Origin of the sequence: Cupriavidus sp. Agwp_2 (assembly GCF_040784895.1) — a bacterium.
Taxonomy (GTDB): Bacteria; Pseudomonadota; Gammaproteobacteria; order Burkholderiales; family Burkholderiaceae; genus Cupriavidus.
Genome location: NZ_CP088083.1, coordinates 1,246,099 through 1,261,962, shown reverse-complemented (window position 1 = coordinate 1,261,962; position 15,864 = coordinate 1,246,099). Strand labels below are relative to the sequence as shown.

The 15,864-nt window shown below is 67.6% G+C and carries 16 protein-coding genes; 8 read left to right on the top strand and 8 right to left on the bottom strand.

The window, feature by feature from the left end:
- Window positions 1-16: 16 nt before the first annotated feature.
- Together LPA45_RS05890 and LPA45_RS05885 are read right to left on the bottom strand one after the other, a co-directional pair.
- On the bottom strand, window positions 17-1,915 hold the full coding sequence (locus LPA45_RS05890) for an MFS transporter (RefSeq protein WP_116317703.1): 1,899 nt from the start codon (window positions 1,913-1,915) through the stop codon (window positions 17-19).
- A gap of 181 nt (window positions 1,916-2,096) precedes the next feature.
- Window positions 2,097-2,540: a CBS domain-containing protein gene (locus tag LPA45_RS05885; RefSeq protein ID WP_116317702.1), complete on the bottom strand. Its 444-nt coding sequence runs from the start codon at window positions 2,538-2,540 to the stop codon at window positions 2,097-2,099.
- A gap of 236 nt (window positions 2,541-2,776) precedes the next feature.
- Here LPA45_RS05885 and LPA45_RS05880 point away from each other — a divergent pair, with 236 nt between their 5' ends.
- From LPA45_RS05880 to LPA45_RS05870, 3 genes are all read left to right on the top strand, one after another.
- A complete protein-coding gene (locus LPA45_RS05880) occupies window positions 2,777-4,084 on the top strand; it encodes an O-acetylhomoserine aminocarboxypropyltransferase (RefSeq protein ID WP_317921222.1) in 1,308 nt (435 codons plus the stop codon).
- Window positions 4,084-4,908, top strand: coding sequence for an alpha/beta fold hydrolase (locus LPA45_RS05875; RefSeq protein WP_317921221.1), 825 nt, complete (start codon window positions 4,084-4,086; stop codon window positions 4,906-4,908). Before LPA45_RS05880 ends, LPA45_RS05875 begins: the two co-directional genes overlap by 1 nt.
- 94 nt (window positions 4,909-5,002) lie before the next feature.
- A complete protein-coding gene (locus tag LPA45_RS05870) occupies window positions 5,003-5,320 on the top strand; it encodes an Mpo1-like protein (RefSeq protein ID WP_317921219.1) in 318 nt (105 codons plus the stop codon).
- Window positions 5,321-5,351: 31 nt separating this feature from the next.
- Here the strand turns inward: LPA45_RS05870 and LPA45_RS05865 are convergent, their stop codons facing one another.
- Window positions 5,352-6,692 carry a YihY family inner membrane protein gene (locus tag LPA45_RS05865; RefSeq protein ID WP_116317698.1) on the bottom strand — a complete coding sequence of 447 codons (1,341 nt, stop codon included), beginning with the start codon at window positions 6,690-6,692 and terminating at the stop codon, window positions 5,352-5,354.
- Between the two features lie 188 nt (window positions 6,693-6,880).
- Between LPA45_RS05865 and wrbA the strand changes: the two genes are divergently transcribed.
- From wrbA to LPA45_RS05850, 3 genes are read left to right on the top strand one after another with little or no spacing between them, the layout of a single operon-like run.
- On the top strand, window positions 6,881-7,483 hold the full coding sequence (gene wrbA / locus LPA45_RS05860) for an NAD(P)H:quinone oxidoreductase (RefSeq protein ID WP_317921216.1): 603 nt from the start codon (window positions 6,881-6,883) through the stop codon (window positions 7,481-7,483).
- Entirely contained in the window at window positions 7,480-7,887 is a 408-nt protein-coding gene (locus tag LPA45_RS05855; RefSeq protein WP_317921214.1) for a DUF2069 domain-containing protein, read from the top strand. Before wrbA ends, LPA45_RS05855 begins: the two co-directional genes overlap by 4 nt.
- 33 nt (window positions 7,888-7,920) lie before the next feature.
- A complete protein-coding gene (locus LPA45_RS05850) occupies window positions 7,921-9,339 on the top strand; it encodes an FAD-binding oxidoreductase (RefSeq protein WP_317921213.1) in 1,419 nt (472 codons plus the stop codon).
- Between the two features lie 6 nt (window positions 9,340-9,345).
- On the opposite strand, the gene LPA45_RS05845 is transcribed toward LPA45_RS05850, so the two are convergent.
- Both LPA45_RS05845 and LPA45_RS05840 read right to left on the bottom strand, forming a co-directional pair.
- Window positions 9,346-10,212 (bottom strand): N-formylglutamate amidohydrolase, encoded by an 867-nt coding sequence (locus tag LPA45_RS05845; protein WP_317921211.1) that lies wholly within the window; start codon window positions 10,210-10,212, stop codon window positions 9,346-9,348.
- A 2-nt stretch (window positions 10,213-10,214) separates the two neighbouring features.
- Window positions 10,215-11,267, bottom strand: a complete 1,053-nt coding sequence (locus LPA45_RS05840) for a porin (protein WP_317921209.1) — start codon at window positions 11,265-11,267, stop codon at window positions 10,215-10,217.
- A gap of 224 nt (window positions 11,268-11,491) precedes the next feature.
- On the opposite strand from LPA45_RS05840, the gene LPA45_RS05835 reads away from it, so the two are divergent.
- Complete coding sequence (locus LPA45_RS05835) at window positions 11,492-12,574, top strand: IS630 family transposase (RefSeq protein WP_317924599.1); 1,083 nt, start codon at window positions 11,492-11,494, stop codon at window positions 12,572-12,574.
- A gap of 12 nt (window positions 12,575-12,586) precedes the next feature.
- On the top strand, window positions 12,587-12,886 hold the full coding sequence (locus tag LPA45_RS05830; RefSeq protein WP_114132056.1) for a hypothetical protein: 300 nt from the start codon (window positions 12,587-12,589) through the stop codon (window positions 12,884-12,886).
- A gap of 21 nt (window positions 12,887-12,907) precedes the next feature.
- Here LPA45_RS05830 and LPA45_RS05825 read toward each other — a convergent pair whose 3' ends face one another.
- Genes LPA45_RS05825 through LPA45_RS05815 form a run of 3 tightly spaced genes read right to left on the bottom strand, consistent with a single transcriptional unit; the run spans window position 12,908 to window position 15,799 of the window.
- The gene (locus LPA45_RS05825) at window positions 12,908-13,867 is read right to left on the bottom strand and encodes an ABC transporter ATP-binding protein (RefSeq protein WP_317924596.1); all 960 of its coding nucleotides are present in this window, start codon (window positions 13,865-13,867) and stop codon (window positions 12,908-12,910) included.
- Entirely contained in the window at window positions 13,864-14,835 is a 972-nt protein-coding gene (locus tag LPA45_RS05820; RefSeq protein WP_317924594.1) for an ABC transporter ATP-binding protein, read from the bottom strand. Before LPA45_RS05820 ends, LPA45_RS05825 begins: the two co-directional genes overlap by 4 nt.
- Before the next feature lie 16 nt (window positions 14,836-14,851).
- Window positions 14,852-15,799, bottom strand: coding sequence for an ABC transporter permease (locus tag LPA45_RS05815; RefSeq protein WP_317924593.1), 948 nt, complete (start codon window positions 15,797-15,799; stop codon window positions 14,852-14,854).
- Window positions 15,800-15,864 lie beyond the last annotated feature (65 nt).

Here is a 15,864-nt window from a genome sequence, read left to right as displayed (position 1 = left end):
GTAGGAGAACATGCATTCAGCGCCAGTCGCCGCGCAGGGCCTGCACCATCTGCTGGAGCCCCTCAGGCGTGGCCGCCTCAGGCGGCACCGGCTCGCCCACCACCAGTTCCAGCCGGTTCAGGATGCCGCGGCGGAACGGCCGCGACATCGCCGGTGCGTCCTTGCGGGAGAAGAAGCTGCCCCACAGCCCGCGCAGCGCCATCGGCACCACCGGCACCGGCGTGCGGCGGATGATCTGCTGCACGCCCTGGCGGAACGGGTTGATCTCGCCGGTGGCGGTGATCTTGCCCTCCGGGAAGATACAGACCAGGTCGCCCTCCTCCAGTGCCTGCGCCACGCTGTCATACGCGCGCTTGAGCATGTCCGGGTGTTCGTGCGCGGGCGCGATCGGGATTGCGCGGGCCTGGCGGAAGAACCACGACAGCAGCGGCACGCTGAAGATGCGGTAGTCCATCACGAAGCGCACCGGGCGCGGGCTGCATGCCATCAGCACCACCGCATCGGCAAAGCTGACATGGTTGCAGACCAGCACCGCCGGGCCGTCGGCGGGAATGCGCTCGGCGTTCACGCGGCGCAGCCGGTACAGGGTGTGGACGAGGATCCAGGCGATAAAACGCAGCAGGAATTCCGGCACCAGCGAGTAGATATAGACCGCCACCACCGCATTGAGCAGCCCCACCACCAGATACAGCTGCGGGATGCTGTAGCCGGCCAGCGCCATCGCCACGCCCAACAGCGACGCCGCGATCATGAAGAAGCTGTTCAGGATGTTGTTGGCGGCGATGATGCGCGCGCGGTGCGTGGGCGCGCTGCGGCTCTGGATCAGCGCGTACAGCGGCACGCTGTAGAAGCCTCCGAACATCGCCAGCAGGAACAGGTCGGCCAGCACGCGCCAGTGGCGCGCCTCGGCCAGGAAGCCGCCGATGCCGGTGAGCGCGCCCGGTGGCTGCCCCTGGCTGGCAAAGTACAGGTCGATGGCGAACACCGTCATGCCGATCGAGCCGAACGGCACCAGTCCGACCTCCACATGGCGCCCGGACAGCCGCTCGCACAGCAGCGAGCCGGTGCCGATGCCCAGCGAGAACACCGCCAGCAGCAGCGTGACCACATTCTGGTCGCCGCCCAGCACGTCCTTGGCATAGCTGAAGAAGGAGGTCAGGAAGGTCGCGCCGAGGAACCACAGCCACGAAATCCCGAGCAGGCTCTGGAATACCGTGCGATTGCCGTGCGCCAGCACCAGGTTGCGCCAGGTCTCGGAAAAAGGATTCCAGTTGATGCGCAGTTCCGGCTGGGGCGCCGGCGACACCGGGATCCGGCCCGACACGACTCGCCCCGCCACGGCGATCGCCACGCACACGGCGCCGACATACAGCGGCCCCACCACCGTGCCGCCCTGCTGCAATCCTGCCAGCTCGCCGCCGATCAGCGTGCCGATCAGGATCGCGACAAAGGTGCCCATCTCGACCAGCCCGTTGCCGCCGACCAGCTCGCTTTCATCCAGGTGCTGCGGCAGGTAGGCAAACTTGACCGGCCCGAACAGCGTCGAATGCAGCCCCATCAGGAAGGTGCCGGCGTAGAGCAGCGGCGCGCTGTGCCAGGCAAAGCCGGCCAGGCCAAGCACCATGATGGCGATTTCCAGCGACTTCACCAGCCGGATCAGGCGCGACTTCTCCATCTTGTCGGCGACCTGCCCGCTGGTGGCTGAGAACAGCACGAACGGCGCGATAAAGATGGCCGAGATCAGGAAGGCGGCGCTGCGCGCGTCCACGCCCTCGAACAGCGCCGTGTGGTAGGTCACCAGCGAGGTGAAGGCGACCTTGAAGACGTTGTCGTTCATCGCCCCCAGGAACTGGGTCCAGAAAAAGGGGGCGAAGCGGCGCGCGCCGAGCAGTCGGAACTGGCTGTGTTGGCTCATGGATGACCGGTCGGCCTGCTGGGGCCGCCGCGGAAATGGAAACGCCGGCAATTTGCCGGAGCCGGAAACCGGCCGCCATCATGCCACCACCACGCGGCCGCGCGGCGCCAGTCGCAACAATTTTCCGAAGGAAGCTACAGGATGGGCTGCCCCGCCGCCCGGATGGGCGCAGGCCGGGCGTTCAGGGCCGCTCTTCCGGCCAGTCGCGGATATAGGCCTTGAGCATCTTGTTCTCGAAGCTCTGGTCCTCGACCACCGCCTTGGCGACGTCGTAGAAGGAAATCACGCCCATCAGCGTGCGATTGTCGAGCACCGGCAGGTAGCGGGTGTGACGCTCAAGCATCATCCGGCGCACCTCGTTGACGTCGGTTTCCATCGTGCAGGTCAGCGGCGCATCGTCCATCACCTTGCGGATGCTGCTGGTGCCGAGGGTGCCGCCGTTGCGGGCCAGGGTCTCGATGATCTCGCGGAAAGTCAGCATGCCGACCAGGTCGCCGTATTCCATGACCACCAGCGAGCCGATATCGCGCTCGGCCATGGTGTTGGCGGCGATCAGCAAGGAGGTGTCAGGCGTCACGGTGTAGAGCGTATTGCCCTTGATCTGCAGGATGTCGCTGACTTTCATGTTGGTCTCCGCTGCCTTGTACTGAGCTGTGCCGAACTGCGCTGAAAGCATCGCAGGGCGATGCCGGCCACTTCGTTATCTGTTTAGGGATGTGCGGGCAGAGATGCCCGTGCGACCGATCCTAGCCCAAACCAGCCGGCAAAGTAAAGCAGGAGGCCGGTTTGCGGGTGATGGCGCAGCGTGGGCGCGCGCACGATGCTACGATGCTGGCCGGAGATAACTACACCCGACCGACCATGTCCGGAACCCGCTTCGACACGCTGGCGCTGCACGCCGGCGCCGCGCCAGACCCCGCCACCGGGGCGCGCGCCACCCCCATCCACCTGACCACCTCCTTCGTGTTCCGCGACAGCGAGCATGCTGCATCGCTGTTCAACATGGAGCGCGCGGGCCACGTCTATTCGCGCATTTCCAACCCGACCGTGGCCGTGCTGGAAGAGCGCATCGCCGCGCTGGAGAACGGCGCCGGCGCGATCGCCACCGCCTCGGGCCAGGCCGCGCTGCACCTTGCCGTGGCCACGCTGATGGGCGCCGGCTCGCACGTGGTGGCCTCGTCGGCACTGTATGGCGGCTCGCACAACCTGCTGCACTACACGCTGCGCCGCTTCGGCATCGAGACCACCTTCGTCAAGGCGCGCGACATCGACGCCTGGCGCGCCGCGATCCGCCCCAATACCAAACTGCTGTTCGGCGAGACGCTGGGCAACCCGGGGCTGGACGTGCTCGACATCCCCACGCTGGCGCAACTCGGCCAGGACAACGGCATCCCGCTGCTGGTCGATTCCACCTTCACCACGCCCTACCTGCTGCGCCCCTTCGATCTCGGCGCCGGCCTGCTTTACCATTCCGCGACCAAGTTCCTGGGCGGCCACGGCACCACCATCGGCGGCGTGCTGGTGGAAGGCGGCACGTTCGACTTCGAGAAGTCGGGCCGCTTCCCGGAGCTGTCAGAGCCGTACGAAGGCTTCCACAACATGGTGTTCACCGAGGAAAGCACGGTGGCGCCCTTCCTGCTGCGCGCGCGCCGCGAAGGCCTGCGCGACTTCGGCGCCTGCATGAACCCGATGGCGGCATGGCAGTTGCTGCAGGGCGTGGAGACGCTGCCGCTGCGCATGAGCCGCCACGTCGACAACACCCGCAAGGTGGTGCAGTTCCTGGCCTCAAACCCGATGGTGGAGTCGGTGTCGTACCCCGAACTGGAATCGCACCCCGACTATGAACTGGCCAAGCGCCTGCTGCCGCGCGGCTGCGGCGCGGTGTTCAGCTTCAACCTGAAGGGCAACCGCCTGGCGGGCCAGCGCTTCATCGAAAGCATGTCGCTGTTCTCGCACCTGGCCAACGTCGGCGATGCGCGCTCGCTGGTGATCCACCCGGCGTCGACCACGCACTTCCGCATGGACGCGGCGGCGCTGCAGTCGGCCGGCATCGCCGAGGGCACGATCCGCCTGTCGATCGGCCTGGAAGACCCGGACGACCTGATCGACGACCTCAAGCGCGGCCTGAAGGCCGCCGAGAAGACCATGACCAAGGGAGGTCAGGCCTGATGGAACTGAACGTTGCAGGCCAGCCGGCCTACGCCTATACCGGCGGCAAACCCTTCGATCCCGCCCTGCCCTGCGCCGTGTTCGTCCATGGCGCGCAGAACGACCACAGCGTGTGGGCGCTGCAGACGCGCTGGTTCGCCAACCACGGTTTTTCCGTGCTGGCGGTGGACCTGCCCGGCCATAACCGCAGCCAGGGCACGCCGCTGGCCACTGTCGAGGCCATGGCCGACTGGGTGATGGAGCTGGTGGCTGCCGCCGGCGTCAAGGCGCCGGCCTTCGTGTTCGGGCACAGCATGGGCTCGCTGATCGCGCTGGAATGCGCGGCGCGGCATCCGCAGGCGGTGCGCGGCATCGCCCTGCTGGCCACGGCCTATCCGATGAAGGTTTCCGATGCGCTGCTTGATGCGTCGCTGAACCGTGAGAGCGAGGCCATCGCCATGGTCAACGCCTGGTCGCATTCGAGCCTGGCCAACAAGCCCTCGTCGCCGGGTCCGGGCGCGTGGATGCACGGCGGCAGCCAGCGGCTGATGGAGCGCGTGTCGAGAAACAACCCGCAGGCGCATGTGTTCCACAACGACTTCTCCGCCTGCAATGCCTACGCACACGGCGAGGAAGCCACTGCCGCGGTGGCCTGCCCGGCGCTGTTCATCACCGGCAGCAAGGACATGATGACCTCGCCCAAGGCGGCGCAGGCCCTGGCCGGCAAGATGGGCAAGGCGAGCATGGTGTCGGTACCGTGCGGCCATGCGCTGATGGGCGAGCGCCCGGACGAAGTGCTGGACGCGCTGGCGGGCTTCGCCCGCAAGGTGGTTGCGGCAGGCTGACGCCGCACAGGATGGCTGGCCGGCTGCCGGCGGCCATCCTCCCTTCAGGGGCATGGAAGGTCTACACTGCACAAAAGACCTGCCGGAGACATTCATGGCTCACGCGCGCGCCCGCGAGTTCGCGAACTTCGCGGCCTTCTACCCCAACTACCTGAGCGAGCACCAGGACCGTACCTGCCGGCGGCTGCATTTCATCGGCTCCACCGTGGCGCTGCTGTGCCTGGTGGCGCTGGTAGTGACCGGCAACGCGTGGTGGTTGCTGGGCGCCGTGGTCGCCGGCTACGCCTTCGCCTGGGTCGGCCATTTCGGCTTCGAGAAAAACCGGCCGGCGACCTTCCGCCATCCGCTCTACAGCCTGATGGGCGACTGGGTCATGTACGCCGATATCTGGCGCGGCAAGATCCCGTTCTGACCACGGGCGACCTTGCCCGCGGCCTGCGGAGTCACACCTGCCCGTGCCAGCCCGGCGGCACCACTTCCAGCGTGCGCCGCTGCTGCGCGGCGTCGTCCGCTGCCGGTGGCAGGCCGGCTGGTTGCTGGTTGAAGACCGCCTCCAGCGTCTGGTCCAGCTGCGGGTTGTCCAGCACCGACCTGAGCGAGTCGGCGCCACGCAGGTGTTGCGCCAATGCCGTGCGCGGCAGCCGCGGCAGATTCAGCACCAGCCGGTCGTACAACATGCGCAGCGTCACCTGCGACGGATCGCACAGCAGTGCCCAGTGGGCCTGCCCGCCCTCCTGCTGCAGCCGCCCGACCAGGTGCATGGTCTTGAGCTTGCCGAGCAGCCCCGCCAGGTAATCCGCTTCCACGCGCAGCTTGCGTCCCAGGTCCAGTTCGCCCACGCTGCGCGGGACCTCGTCGCGGGCGCGGTAGAGCAGCAGCAGCACGCCCAGTGCATCGAAGAACTCGCTGCCGGCAAAGGTGCGGCGGCGCCAGTAGCCCTGCCGGATCACCGGCATGTTGGCGGCGATGGTGGCGCCCAGCAGCGTCACCAGCCAGCTCAGGTAGATCCACAGCAGGAAGATCGGCAGCGCGGCAAAGGTGCCGTAGACCGCCGTATAGGCCGGAATATGCGTGATGAAATAGCCGAAGCCGCGCTTGGCGAACTCGAACGCGATCGCCGCCACCACGCCCGCGACGATGGCATCGCGCCACTCCACGTAGGCGTTGGGCACCGCGGTGTACAGGAAAGCAAAGGCCAGCGCCGACAGCACCACCGGGGTCGCGCTCACCAGCAGCCCGAGCCCCACCGGCATGGTGCCGACGTAGCCGGCCGAAATCGAGATCAGGTACGAACTGATCGACAGGCTGGCGCCGATCAGCACGGGGCCGAAGGTCAGAACCGCCCAGAACACCAGCACCCGCTGCGCCAGCGGACGGCGCTGCTTGACGCGCCAGATCGCGTTGAGCGCGTCTTCCACCGTCAGCATGGTCAGCACCGACGTCACCATCAGCCCGCCCAGGCCCATCGCTGTCAGCCCGCGCGCGCTTTTGGCGAACTGGCCGATATAGCGCGAGATCGATTCGCTGACGTTGCCGGGGATCAGGTTCTGGAACAGGAACGCCTCGATGGCATTGCGGAATTCGCGGAACACCGGGAACGCGGCCAGCAGCGCGAACGCCACCGTCAGCACCGGCACCACGGCAAGCACGGTGGTAAAGGTCAGGCTCGCGGATACCTGCGGCAGCCGGTCCTCGCCGGCGCGGCGTACGACATAGCGCGCCAGTGCGCGGACCTTCTGCAGGTTCCATTCCCTGCGCAGACGGGCAACGCGGGTACCAAGCATGCGGCAGCAATCTCCTCGTGGATGGATCGGTAGTTGTGAACGATGGCATCGGCCGGCAAGCGGACCGGCGACTGCCGGGATGCGGAAGCGGCGCTTCGCGGGGGAGCGCGCGCGGGGGCACATCTATAATACGCGCATTGCCTGCGGCACCTGCCGCCCCTTTCCGGCAGCGCCGGCCATCCCGCTCCATGACCGACATCCTCGTCCTCTACTACAGCCGCCACGGCAGCACCCGCAAACTCGCCGAACTGATCGCCCACGGCATCGACAGCGTCCCCGGCGCCCAGGCGCGCCTGCGCACGGTGCCGCCGGTCTCAACGGTGTGCGAAGCCACCGCTTCCGACATTCCCGCCGACGGCCCGCCCTATGCAGAGTTGCGCGACCTGGAAGAATGCGCGGGCCTGGCGCTGGGGAGCCCCACGCGCTTCGGCAACATGGCCGCCCCGGTCAAGTACTTCCTGGACGGCACCGTGGCCCAGTGGCTGTCGGGCGCGCTGTCCGGCAAGCCCGCCTGCGTGTTCACCGCCACCGGCAGCCTGCACGGCGGCCAGGAGACCACGCTGCTGTCGATGATGCTGCCGCTGCTGCACCACGGCATGCTGATCATGGGCCTGCCCTATTCCGAGAAGGGCCTGATGACGACCACGTCGGGTGGCACGCCTTACGGCCCCAGCCACCATGCCTACGTCGACAACCGCGGCCCCATCACCGACGACGAGTCGGCACTGGCCATGGCCATGGGCCGGCGCCTGGCGCAAGCCGCGCTGCGCTTGTCCGGAGCGCACGCATGAACGCACCCGCAGACAGCGACAACACGCTGCACAGCCCCTGGCTGCACCGGATCAGCGCTGGCAGCCTGGTGGCGCTGATGGTGCTGTGCATTGCCTGGGAATGGTTTTTGGCGCCGCTGCGTCCAGGCGGCTCGTGGCTGATCATCAAGTTCCTGCCGCTGCTGCTGCCGCTGCGCGGCGTGCTGACGCGCAACCGCTACACCATGCAGTGGTCGTCGATGCTGATCCTGCTGTTCTTCACCGAGGGCATCGTGCGCGCGACCAGCGACCGCGGCTTCTCGGCGACGCTGGCCTGGGTGGAGGTGGCGCTGACGCTGGTGTTCTTCGTCAGCACCATCCTGTACCTGCGGCCGTACAAGCGCCGCGCCCGCGCGGCCACGAAGGCAGCTGCAAAAGAACGCTGAGCCCGCGCTCCCCATGCAATCGATTCCCCGCCCATGACCTCGTCCCAAGACTCCTTCCTCGCCCTTTGCCGCGCGGCGCTCGGCCCGCAGCACGTGCTGACCGGGGCCGCCGACAAGGCTCCTTACCTGACCGACTGGCGCAAGCGCTATAGCGGCGAGGCGCTGGCCGTGCTGCGTCCCGGCACCACCGAGGAAGTCGCCGCCGCGGTCCATGCCTGCCATGCGCACAAGGTGGCGGTGGTGCCGCAGGGCGGCAATACCGGCCTGTGCGGCGGCGCCACGCCGGCGGCCCGGCGCGATACGGTGGTGCTGTCGCTGCAGCGGCTCAACCGCATCCGCCAGATCGATCCGCTCAACAACACCATCACGGTCGAAGCCGGCGTGGTGCTGCAGCACCTCCAGGACGTGGCACGCGAGCACGGCCGGCTGTTCCCGCTGAGTCTCGCGGCCGAGGGCAGCTGCACCATCGGCGGCAACCTGTCGACCAACGCCGGCGGCACCGCGGTGCTGCGCTACGGCAACACGCGCGAGCTGTGCCTGGGGCTGGAGGTGGTGACGCCGACGGGCGACACCTGGCATGGCCTGCGCGGCCTGCGCAAGGACAATACCGGCTACGACCTGCGCGACCTGTATATCGGCGCCGAAGGCACGCTCGGCATCATCACCGCCGCCGTGATGAAGCTGTTCCCGCTGCCGCGCGCCTCGGTCACCGCGCTGGCCGCGGTGCAGAGCCCGCGCGCCGCATTGGCGCTGCTGGCGATCGCGCAGTCGCATGCGGGGGCGATGCTGACCGGCTTCGAGCTGATGTCGGCGCGCTGCATGGCGCTCGTGACGCAGCACTACCCCCAGCTGCGCTACCCGTTCGCCGACATCCACCCGCAGCTGGTGCTGATGGAGCTGTCCGACAGCGAAGGCGAAGCCCACGCGCGCGGCATCTTCGAAACGCTGATGAATGCCGCCTTCGACTCTGGCGTGGTGCTTGACGCCGTGGTGGCCGAGTCGGTGCAGCAGTCGCGCGATTTCTGGAACCTGCGCGAGCATATCCCGCTGGCGCAGGTCGAGGACGGCAAGAACATCAAGCACGATATCGCCGTGCCGGTCTCGCGCGTGGCGGACTTCATCGAGACCACCGACGCGCTGCTGCAGAACGCCTTCCCCGGCGCGCGCATGGTGACCTTCGGCCACCTTGGCGACGGTAACCTGCACTACAACGTCTCGCCGCCGGAAGGCGTCGACCATGACGCCTTCCTTGCCAACCAGGACCAGGTCAACCGCATCGTGCACGACAGCGTGCGCTCGCACTTCGGCTCGATCTCGGCCGAGCACGGCGTGGGCCAGCTCAAGCGCGAGGAACTGCAGCACTACAAGAGCGAGGTCGAGCTGACGCTGATGCGCGCAATCAAGGGCGCGCTGGACCCGCTGGGGCTGATGAATCCGGGCAAGGTGCTCTGAGCACGCTCATGCGCCGCGCGCCAGCTCCGCGCGTATGTGGTCTGCCACGCGCTCGAGCAACTGATCCAGATGGCCGCGCAGCCGGGCAAACCCGGCATGCGGCACGAAGCGTGCCTCGTCCAGGTACAGCGCGCGGTTGATCTCGATCTGCAGGCTGTAGCGCCCGCGCGCCGGATCCGAATACGCCGTCACCAGTTCCGCGCCTTTGTACGGCCAGTTGATGCCGACATGGTAGCCAAGGCCGCGCAGGCATTGCCCCACCAGCTCGATAAACGCTTCCGGGCAGGTAGCGCCGTCGCGGTTGCTGAGGACGAAGTCCGGCCGCTCCGAGCCGTAGTCCACGTTCATGGCATTGCCGCGCGATTTCATCGAATGGCAGTCGAGATGCCACACCGCGCCGAAGCGCGCATGGTGCGCCGCCATCGCGCTGGCAAGCGCGGCATGGTAGGGATCGTAGTAGGTCTTCAGCAGTTGCTCGGCCATGGCTGGCGACAGCGGCGCGCCGTAGACCGGTACACCCGGCAGCGCCAGCCGGCGCAGCACACCCATGCCGCGCCCGGCCTTGTCACTGGGCCGCAGCGCGAACGGCATGGCGCCGCCGACCAGCGCCGGATCGATATCGTCGCGGGCGCGGTTCACGTCCACCAGCCAGCGCGGGAACTCCGCGCACAGCAGCGTGCCGCCCACCGCCGGCGCATGCCCGAACAGCTTGTCGACATAGGCGTCCCAGCCCGTCAGCAGGGCTTCGGGCGGCGCGGCCAGCGGCAGCGCGGACGGCAGGCTGCCGGCGCGGGCCTGCCCGCTGTGCGGAGAATCGATCACCAGCGGCAACGCCGCGCCAGCCGGTTCGGTAAGCGTATAAGGAAACGTCATGCTCAGAATTTATGCTGGATGCCGATGCCGGCCGTGGTCACGGTATCGCCGGCCTTGTGCGAGTTCGGGTCTTCGCGGTCGAAGAACACATAGGGCATGGTGCGCTTGCTGAGACGGTAGCCATAGGCTGCCTGCACCTTTGTCAGCCGGCCTTGCAGGTCGCGCTGCACCGCGCGCTCCATGTAGTTGACGGTCAGGCTGTGCGCGCCGTACGGTACGGTGAAGCCAACCAGCCAGTACGGCACGTCGGTGCGCGTGGTGGCGGTGCCGACGTAGCGGTCGCGCCCGTAGAGCCCATACACGTTGACCACGGTGAAGTCGTAGGACGCCACCGCCTGCACCTTGCCGCGGAAGTCGTTGGAGACCAGCCCGCCGGTCTTGGCATCGCGCGAATAGCCCAGGCCCGCGGCAAAATTGCCTGCCGCGTAGTTCAGGCCGATGTCGACCTGGCGGAAATCGTCTTCCGCCTTCACCGGCGAGCCGGTGTTGGGCGTGGCCGGATCGGGGCCCGCCAGGTTCACGCGCGCCCGCACGGAAAAGCCGCCGAAGTCGGGCGTCATGTAGCCGAGCGCATTGGACACGCGGTTGCGCGCATTCAGCACCTTGGTGCCAATCGCGGTGGCGCCGGCATCGTGGATGGCAAAGTCCACGTTCTGCGTCACCTGCGAATAGATCGGCGAACCGACGATGGTCGCCGAATCCAGCCGTCCCAGCGCAAATGCGCCGAAGCCGCCCTGCAGCCCGACGAAGGCATTGCGGAACTGCGGGTTGGTGGCCATGCCGCTGTCGGCGGAAAAGCCCTGCTCCAGCCCGAACGCGGCGCGCAGGCCGCCGCCGAGGTCTTCGCTGCCGCGCATGCCCCAGCGCGAGGCGTTGTCGACCATCTGCGTGGCCGGGCCGTCCGGTCCCTTCTGGTATTCGACGTCGGTGTCGAGGCGACCGTACAGCACCACCGATGCGTCGGCCGCGGCTGACAGCAGCGCCAGCGCGCTACCGATGCACGCATGGCGTACCTGCCGCCGAAATGGGTTGACTTGAGGTTTGACTTGAATCATGGCCTTTCTCCCTTTCCCTCGTTGGCGATGCATGACTTCCCCCGTTGGATCTCCCGTCTGCCGTCGTCTTGTTCCTGCGCGCAGCGCGAACGCTCCCCCGCCGACCCGCCACGGCGGGATGGCAGCGCAAGTCACGGAGCGAGGCGCGGCCGCGCGCGGCGGCTAGCTAGTACAACATCCCGTAAATAGCTTGAATAATTAATCGTCTCCGATATCATGGCGGGATGAGTCGAGGTCGCCATGCAACGCCAGTGAAGCTGGCGAAGAAAGAAAGACAGGAACTGCTATCGCTGATCGAGCGGAAGACGGCAGCGCAGCGAGATGTGATGCGGGCGCGAATCGCGTTGTGGGCCCACGAGGGCCACTCCAATACAGCCATTGCGCGGGAGCTGGGGATATCGGTGCAAACGGTCTGCCTGTGGCGCAAGCGCATTGCCCAGCAAGGTGCCCAAGGCATTCGCGAGGGTGAGCGCAGTGGTCGTCCGCCCCGCATCACACAGGAAGCACGATTACAGTTGATCGCGCTGGCGTGTGAAACGCAGGAACCTGAGGGACGGGTCACGCCCACGCTCGACGAGATTGTGGCGCGCGCCGTGGAGCGCGGCGTCGTCGAGCAGATCAGCCGCAGCCAGGTGCAGCGCATTCTGCAGGCCGGCGACGTGCGTCCGCACCGGGTCCAGCAATGGCTACATAGCCCAGACCCGGCGTTTCGCGAGAAGGTCAACGGGATTTGCACGCTGTACCGCAAGGCGCCTCGAAACGCGGTGGTGCTCAGTATCGACGAGAAGACCGGCATTCAGGCCATCGAGCGTAAGTACCCGGGACGTGCCCCCGCGCCGGGGCGACTGCGTCGGCGTGAGTTTGAATATATTCGTCACGGCACCCAGGCATTGATTGCCGCGCTCGAAGTGCATACCGGACAGGTGCTGGCAGAATGCCGCGACCGGCGCACCCAGGACGATCTGGTCGCCTTCATGGAGCGCGTGGCAAGCGCGTACCCGGGCAAACAGGTGCACGTCGTCTGGGATAACCTGAACACGCATCGCGCCGAAGCAGTCTGGCAGGTGTTCAACGCGCGGCACGATGGGCGGTTTCACTTCCACTTCACGCCATTGCACGCGAGTTGGGTCAATCAGATCGAGCTCTGGTTTGCCTGCTACACGCGCCGAGTGCTGCGCCAAGCGAGCCACACCAGCATCGCGCACCTGCGCGAGCGCACCGAACAGTTTGTCCGCGCGCACAATCAGGTGGCCCGCCCGTTCAAATGGAGCTTCCGGGGCTATCCGCTACAAACCGGCGCATCGTAATCGAGAATCGACATGCCAGCCTTACCCGCCAAACACTACGCTGCCGAATTGCAGGGGCAACTGCGCAGCCTGCTCGGCCACGAGCAGATCATCACGCAAGCCTACGGGCGTCACCTGCTGATCAAACGTCTGGACGACGAGGAGCCGACCGTGGTGGCTCGGCTGACCGAGCTCGGCCGCAATCGTTATGGCGCCGCCTTTCGCACCCATAGTGGGCGTTGGGAGCCGTTGCCAGGCGCAGGCTCGCTCGACGAGATGGCCCAGTTGGTCGTCACGCTCCTGGAGCCGTACCTACAGCCTGATAATTATTAAACCTATTTGCGGGATGTTGTACTAGTCGTTCAGGTGGCAGGCGGACAGGCGTCCGCCGATATCGCGCAGCACCGGCACTTCGGCGGCGCAGCGTGCGCTGGCATGAGGACAGCGCGGATGGAAGGCGCAGCCGGTGGGCGGCGCCAGCGGGCTCGGCAACTCGCCGCGGATCGGCTGGTGGCTGGCAGCGCCGCCACCCAGCCGCGGCGCGTCGGCCAGCAGCGCGCGGGTGTAGGGATGGTTTGGCGCGCCGAACACGGTACGGGCATCGCCGCTCTCGACGACGCGGCCCAGGTACATGATCGCGACGCGGTCGGACATATGCTCCACCACCGCCAGGTTGTGGCTGATAAAGACGTAGGTCAGCCCATGCTCGCGCCGCAGCTGCATGAACAGGTTGATAATCTGCGCCTGCACCGAGACGTCGAGCGCGGACACGGCTTCATCGCAGATCAGCAGCCGCGGGCGCAGCGCCAGCGCGCGGGCGATCGCCACGCGCTGGCGCTGGCCGCCGGAGAACTCGTGCGGATAGCGTTCGGCGTAGCTGGGGTCGAGTCCGACCTGCTGGAGCAGATCGCCGGCCAACCCCGCGGCCCGCGCGCGGCTGGCCAGGCGATGGTAGACCGCGCCCTCGGTGATGGCCTGGCCGATGCGCAGCCGTGGATTGAGCGAGGCATAGGGATTCTGGAACACCATCTGCACCGCGCGGTGGTAGCCGGCCGATGCAACATCCGCGCGCCGCCCTTCCCACGCGATTTCGCCGCCGCTCTGCCGCAGCAGCCCGGCCAGCATGCGGCCCAGCGTGGATTTTCCGCAACCGGACTCGCCGACCACGCCCAGCACCTCGCCCTTGCACACCTGCAGCGAGACCTCGTTGACGGCATGCACCGCCTGCACCGGCTTGCCGGCCATGCGGCCGAGCAGGCCGGGCTTGAGCGAAAAGCGTTTCTGCAACTGGCGCGTTTCCAGCAGGACAGTCATACGGCCTCCAGGGGATAAAAGCAGCGCAGCGCACGGCCGCGCACCACGGTTGCCGCGGGCGGCCGGTTGCAGGCCTCGCGCACGCGCGGGCAGCGCGGCGCGAAGGCGCATCCCGGGGGCAGCGCCGCCAATGCGGGCGCGGCCCCGGGGATCGCGCGCAGCGTGGCGCCGCGCATTTCAGGCGTGGGCAACGAGTCGAGCAGCCCGCGCGTGTACGGATGCAGCGGCCGCGCGATCAGCTCGGCCACCGGCCCCTGCTCCACCACCTTGCCGGCGTACATCACACAGACCCGGTCGACCAGGTCCTTGACCACGGCCAGGTCATGGCTGATCCAGATCGCGGCGGCGCCGGTCTCGCGCACCAGCTGCTTCATCTCGAAAAGGATCTGCGCCTGGATGGTGACGTCCAGCGCTGTGGTGGGCTCGTCGGCAATGATCAGGTCAGGCCGGTTGATCAGCGCATTGGCGATCGCCACGCGCTGGCGCATGCCACCGGACAGCTCGTGCGGATAGGCGCGCATGCGCTCCTGCGGCGCCGGGATGCCCACGCGCGCCAGCGCATCGACCGCCTGCGCGTGCGCCTGCGCGCGGGTGCGGCGGTGGTGCACCCGCACGGTCTCGACCAGCTGGTCGCCGACGCGCATCACCGGGTTCAGCGACATCATCGGGTCCTGGAACACCATCGCGATGCGATCGCCGCGCAGCGCCTGCCACTGGCGCGCCGAGCACGACAGCAGTTCCTGCCCCTTGAAGCGGATCGAGCCGCCGGTGACGCGCCCGGGTGGGTCCAGCAGGTTCATCAGCGAGAACGCCGTCACCGACTTGCCCGAACCGGACTCGCCGACGATGCCGAGGATTTCACCCGGCTCCAGCGTGAACGAGACATCGTCGACGGCTTTGAGCGGCTTGCGTCCCGCCTTGGAGAAAGCGAAGGCCGTGCTCAGCCCGGAGACTTCCAGTAGTGCCATGTGTGTCTCCGTGGCCTCAGCCGTCCAGCCGCGGGTTCAGGACGCGGCGCAGGCGGTCGCCCACCAGGTTGATCGAGCCGATCAGCAACACCAGGGCCACGCCCGGGAAGATGCTGATCCAGTACTTGTTCGACAGCATGTATTCGAAGCCGTTGGCGATCAGCATGCCGAGGGACGGCTGCGTGCGCGGCAGGCCGATGCCGAGGAAGCTCATGGTCGCTTCCAGCGTGATCGCGTGCGCGATCTGCAGCGTGCCGGTCACCACCAGCGGTGCCATGCAGTTGGGCAGGATATGGCGGAACATCACGCGCAGCGCCGGCAGCCCCTGACCCAGCGCCGCCTCGACATACTCCTTGCGCCGCTCCACCTGCGCCGCGCCGCGCACCGTGCGGGCAAAGTAGGCCCACTGCACGATCACCAGCGCCAGCAGCGTCTTGTCCACGCCCTGCCCCAGCACCGCCAGCAGGATCAGCGCCACCAGCACCGCCGGCAGGCTCAGTTGCAGGTCGACCACGCGCATGATCGCGGCATCGACGATGCCGCCGAAGTAGGCCGCGGCCAGGCCGACCGCACTGCCGACCATCAGCGCCACCACCGCGCTGATGACGCCGACGCCCACGCTGATGCGGATGCCATAGAAGATCGCGCTGACCAGGTCGCGGCCGGCGCCGTCGGTGCCGAGCCAGTAGTGCGTGTTGCCTTCATAGCCGGCGCTGCCGGGCGGCAACTCGGAGTCGATCACCGACACCGTGGCCAGGTCGTACGGGTTCTGCGGGCTGATGACATGGGCCAGCGCGGCGATCAACAGCAGGACCACGAGCAGCACCAGTGAAGCCGCCGCGACGCGGTTGGCGACGAAGCGCCGCAGCAGCGAGGGCCGCACCGGTGGCGGCGGCACGGCAGGCGCGGCGGTTGCCGCCAGCGCCGGCGCGGCAGTGTCAGGTTGGGATGCAGGCAGGGACATCGATGGGTTCTCGTTTGTGGGTCCGGTTCGTTCTTTTGCTTCTGTGGGGGATGGTGGATGCAGCC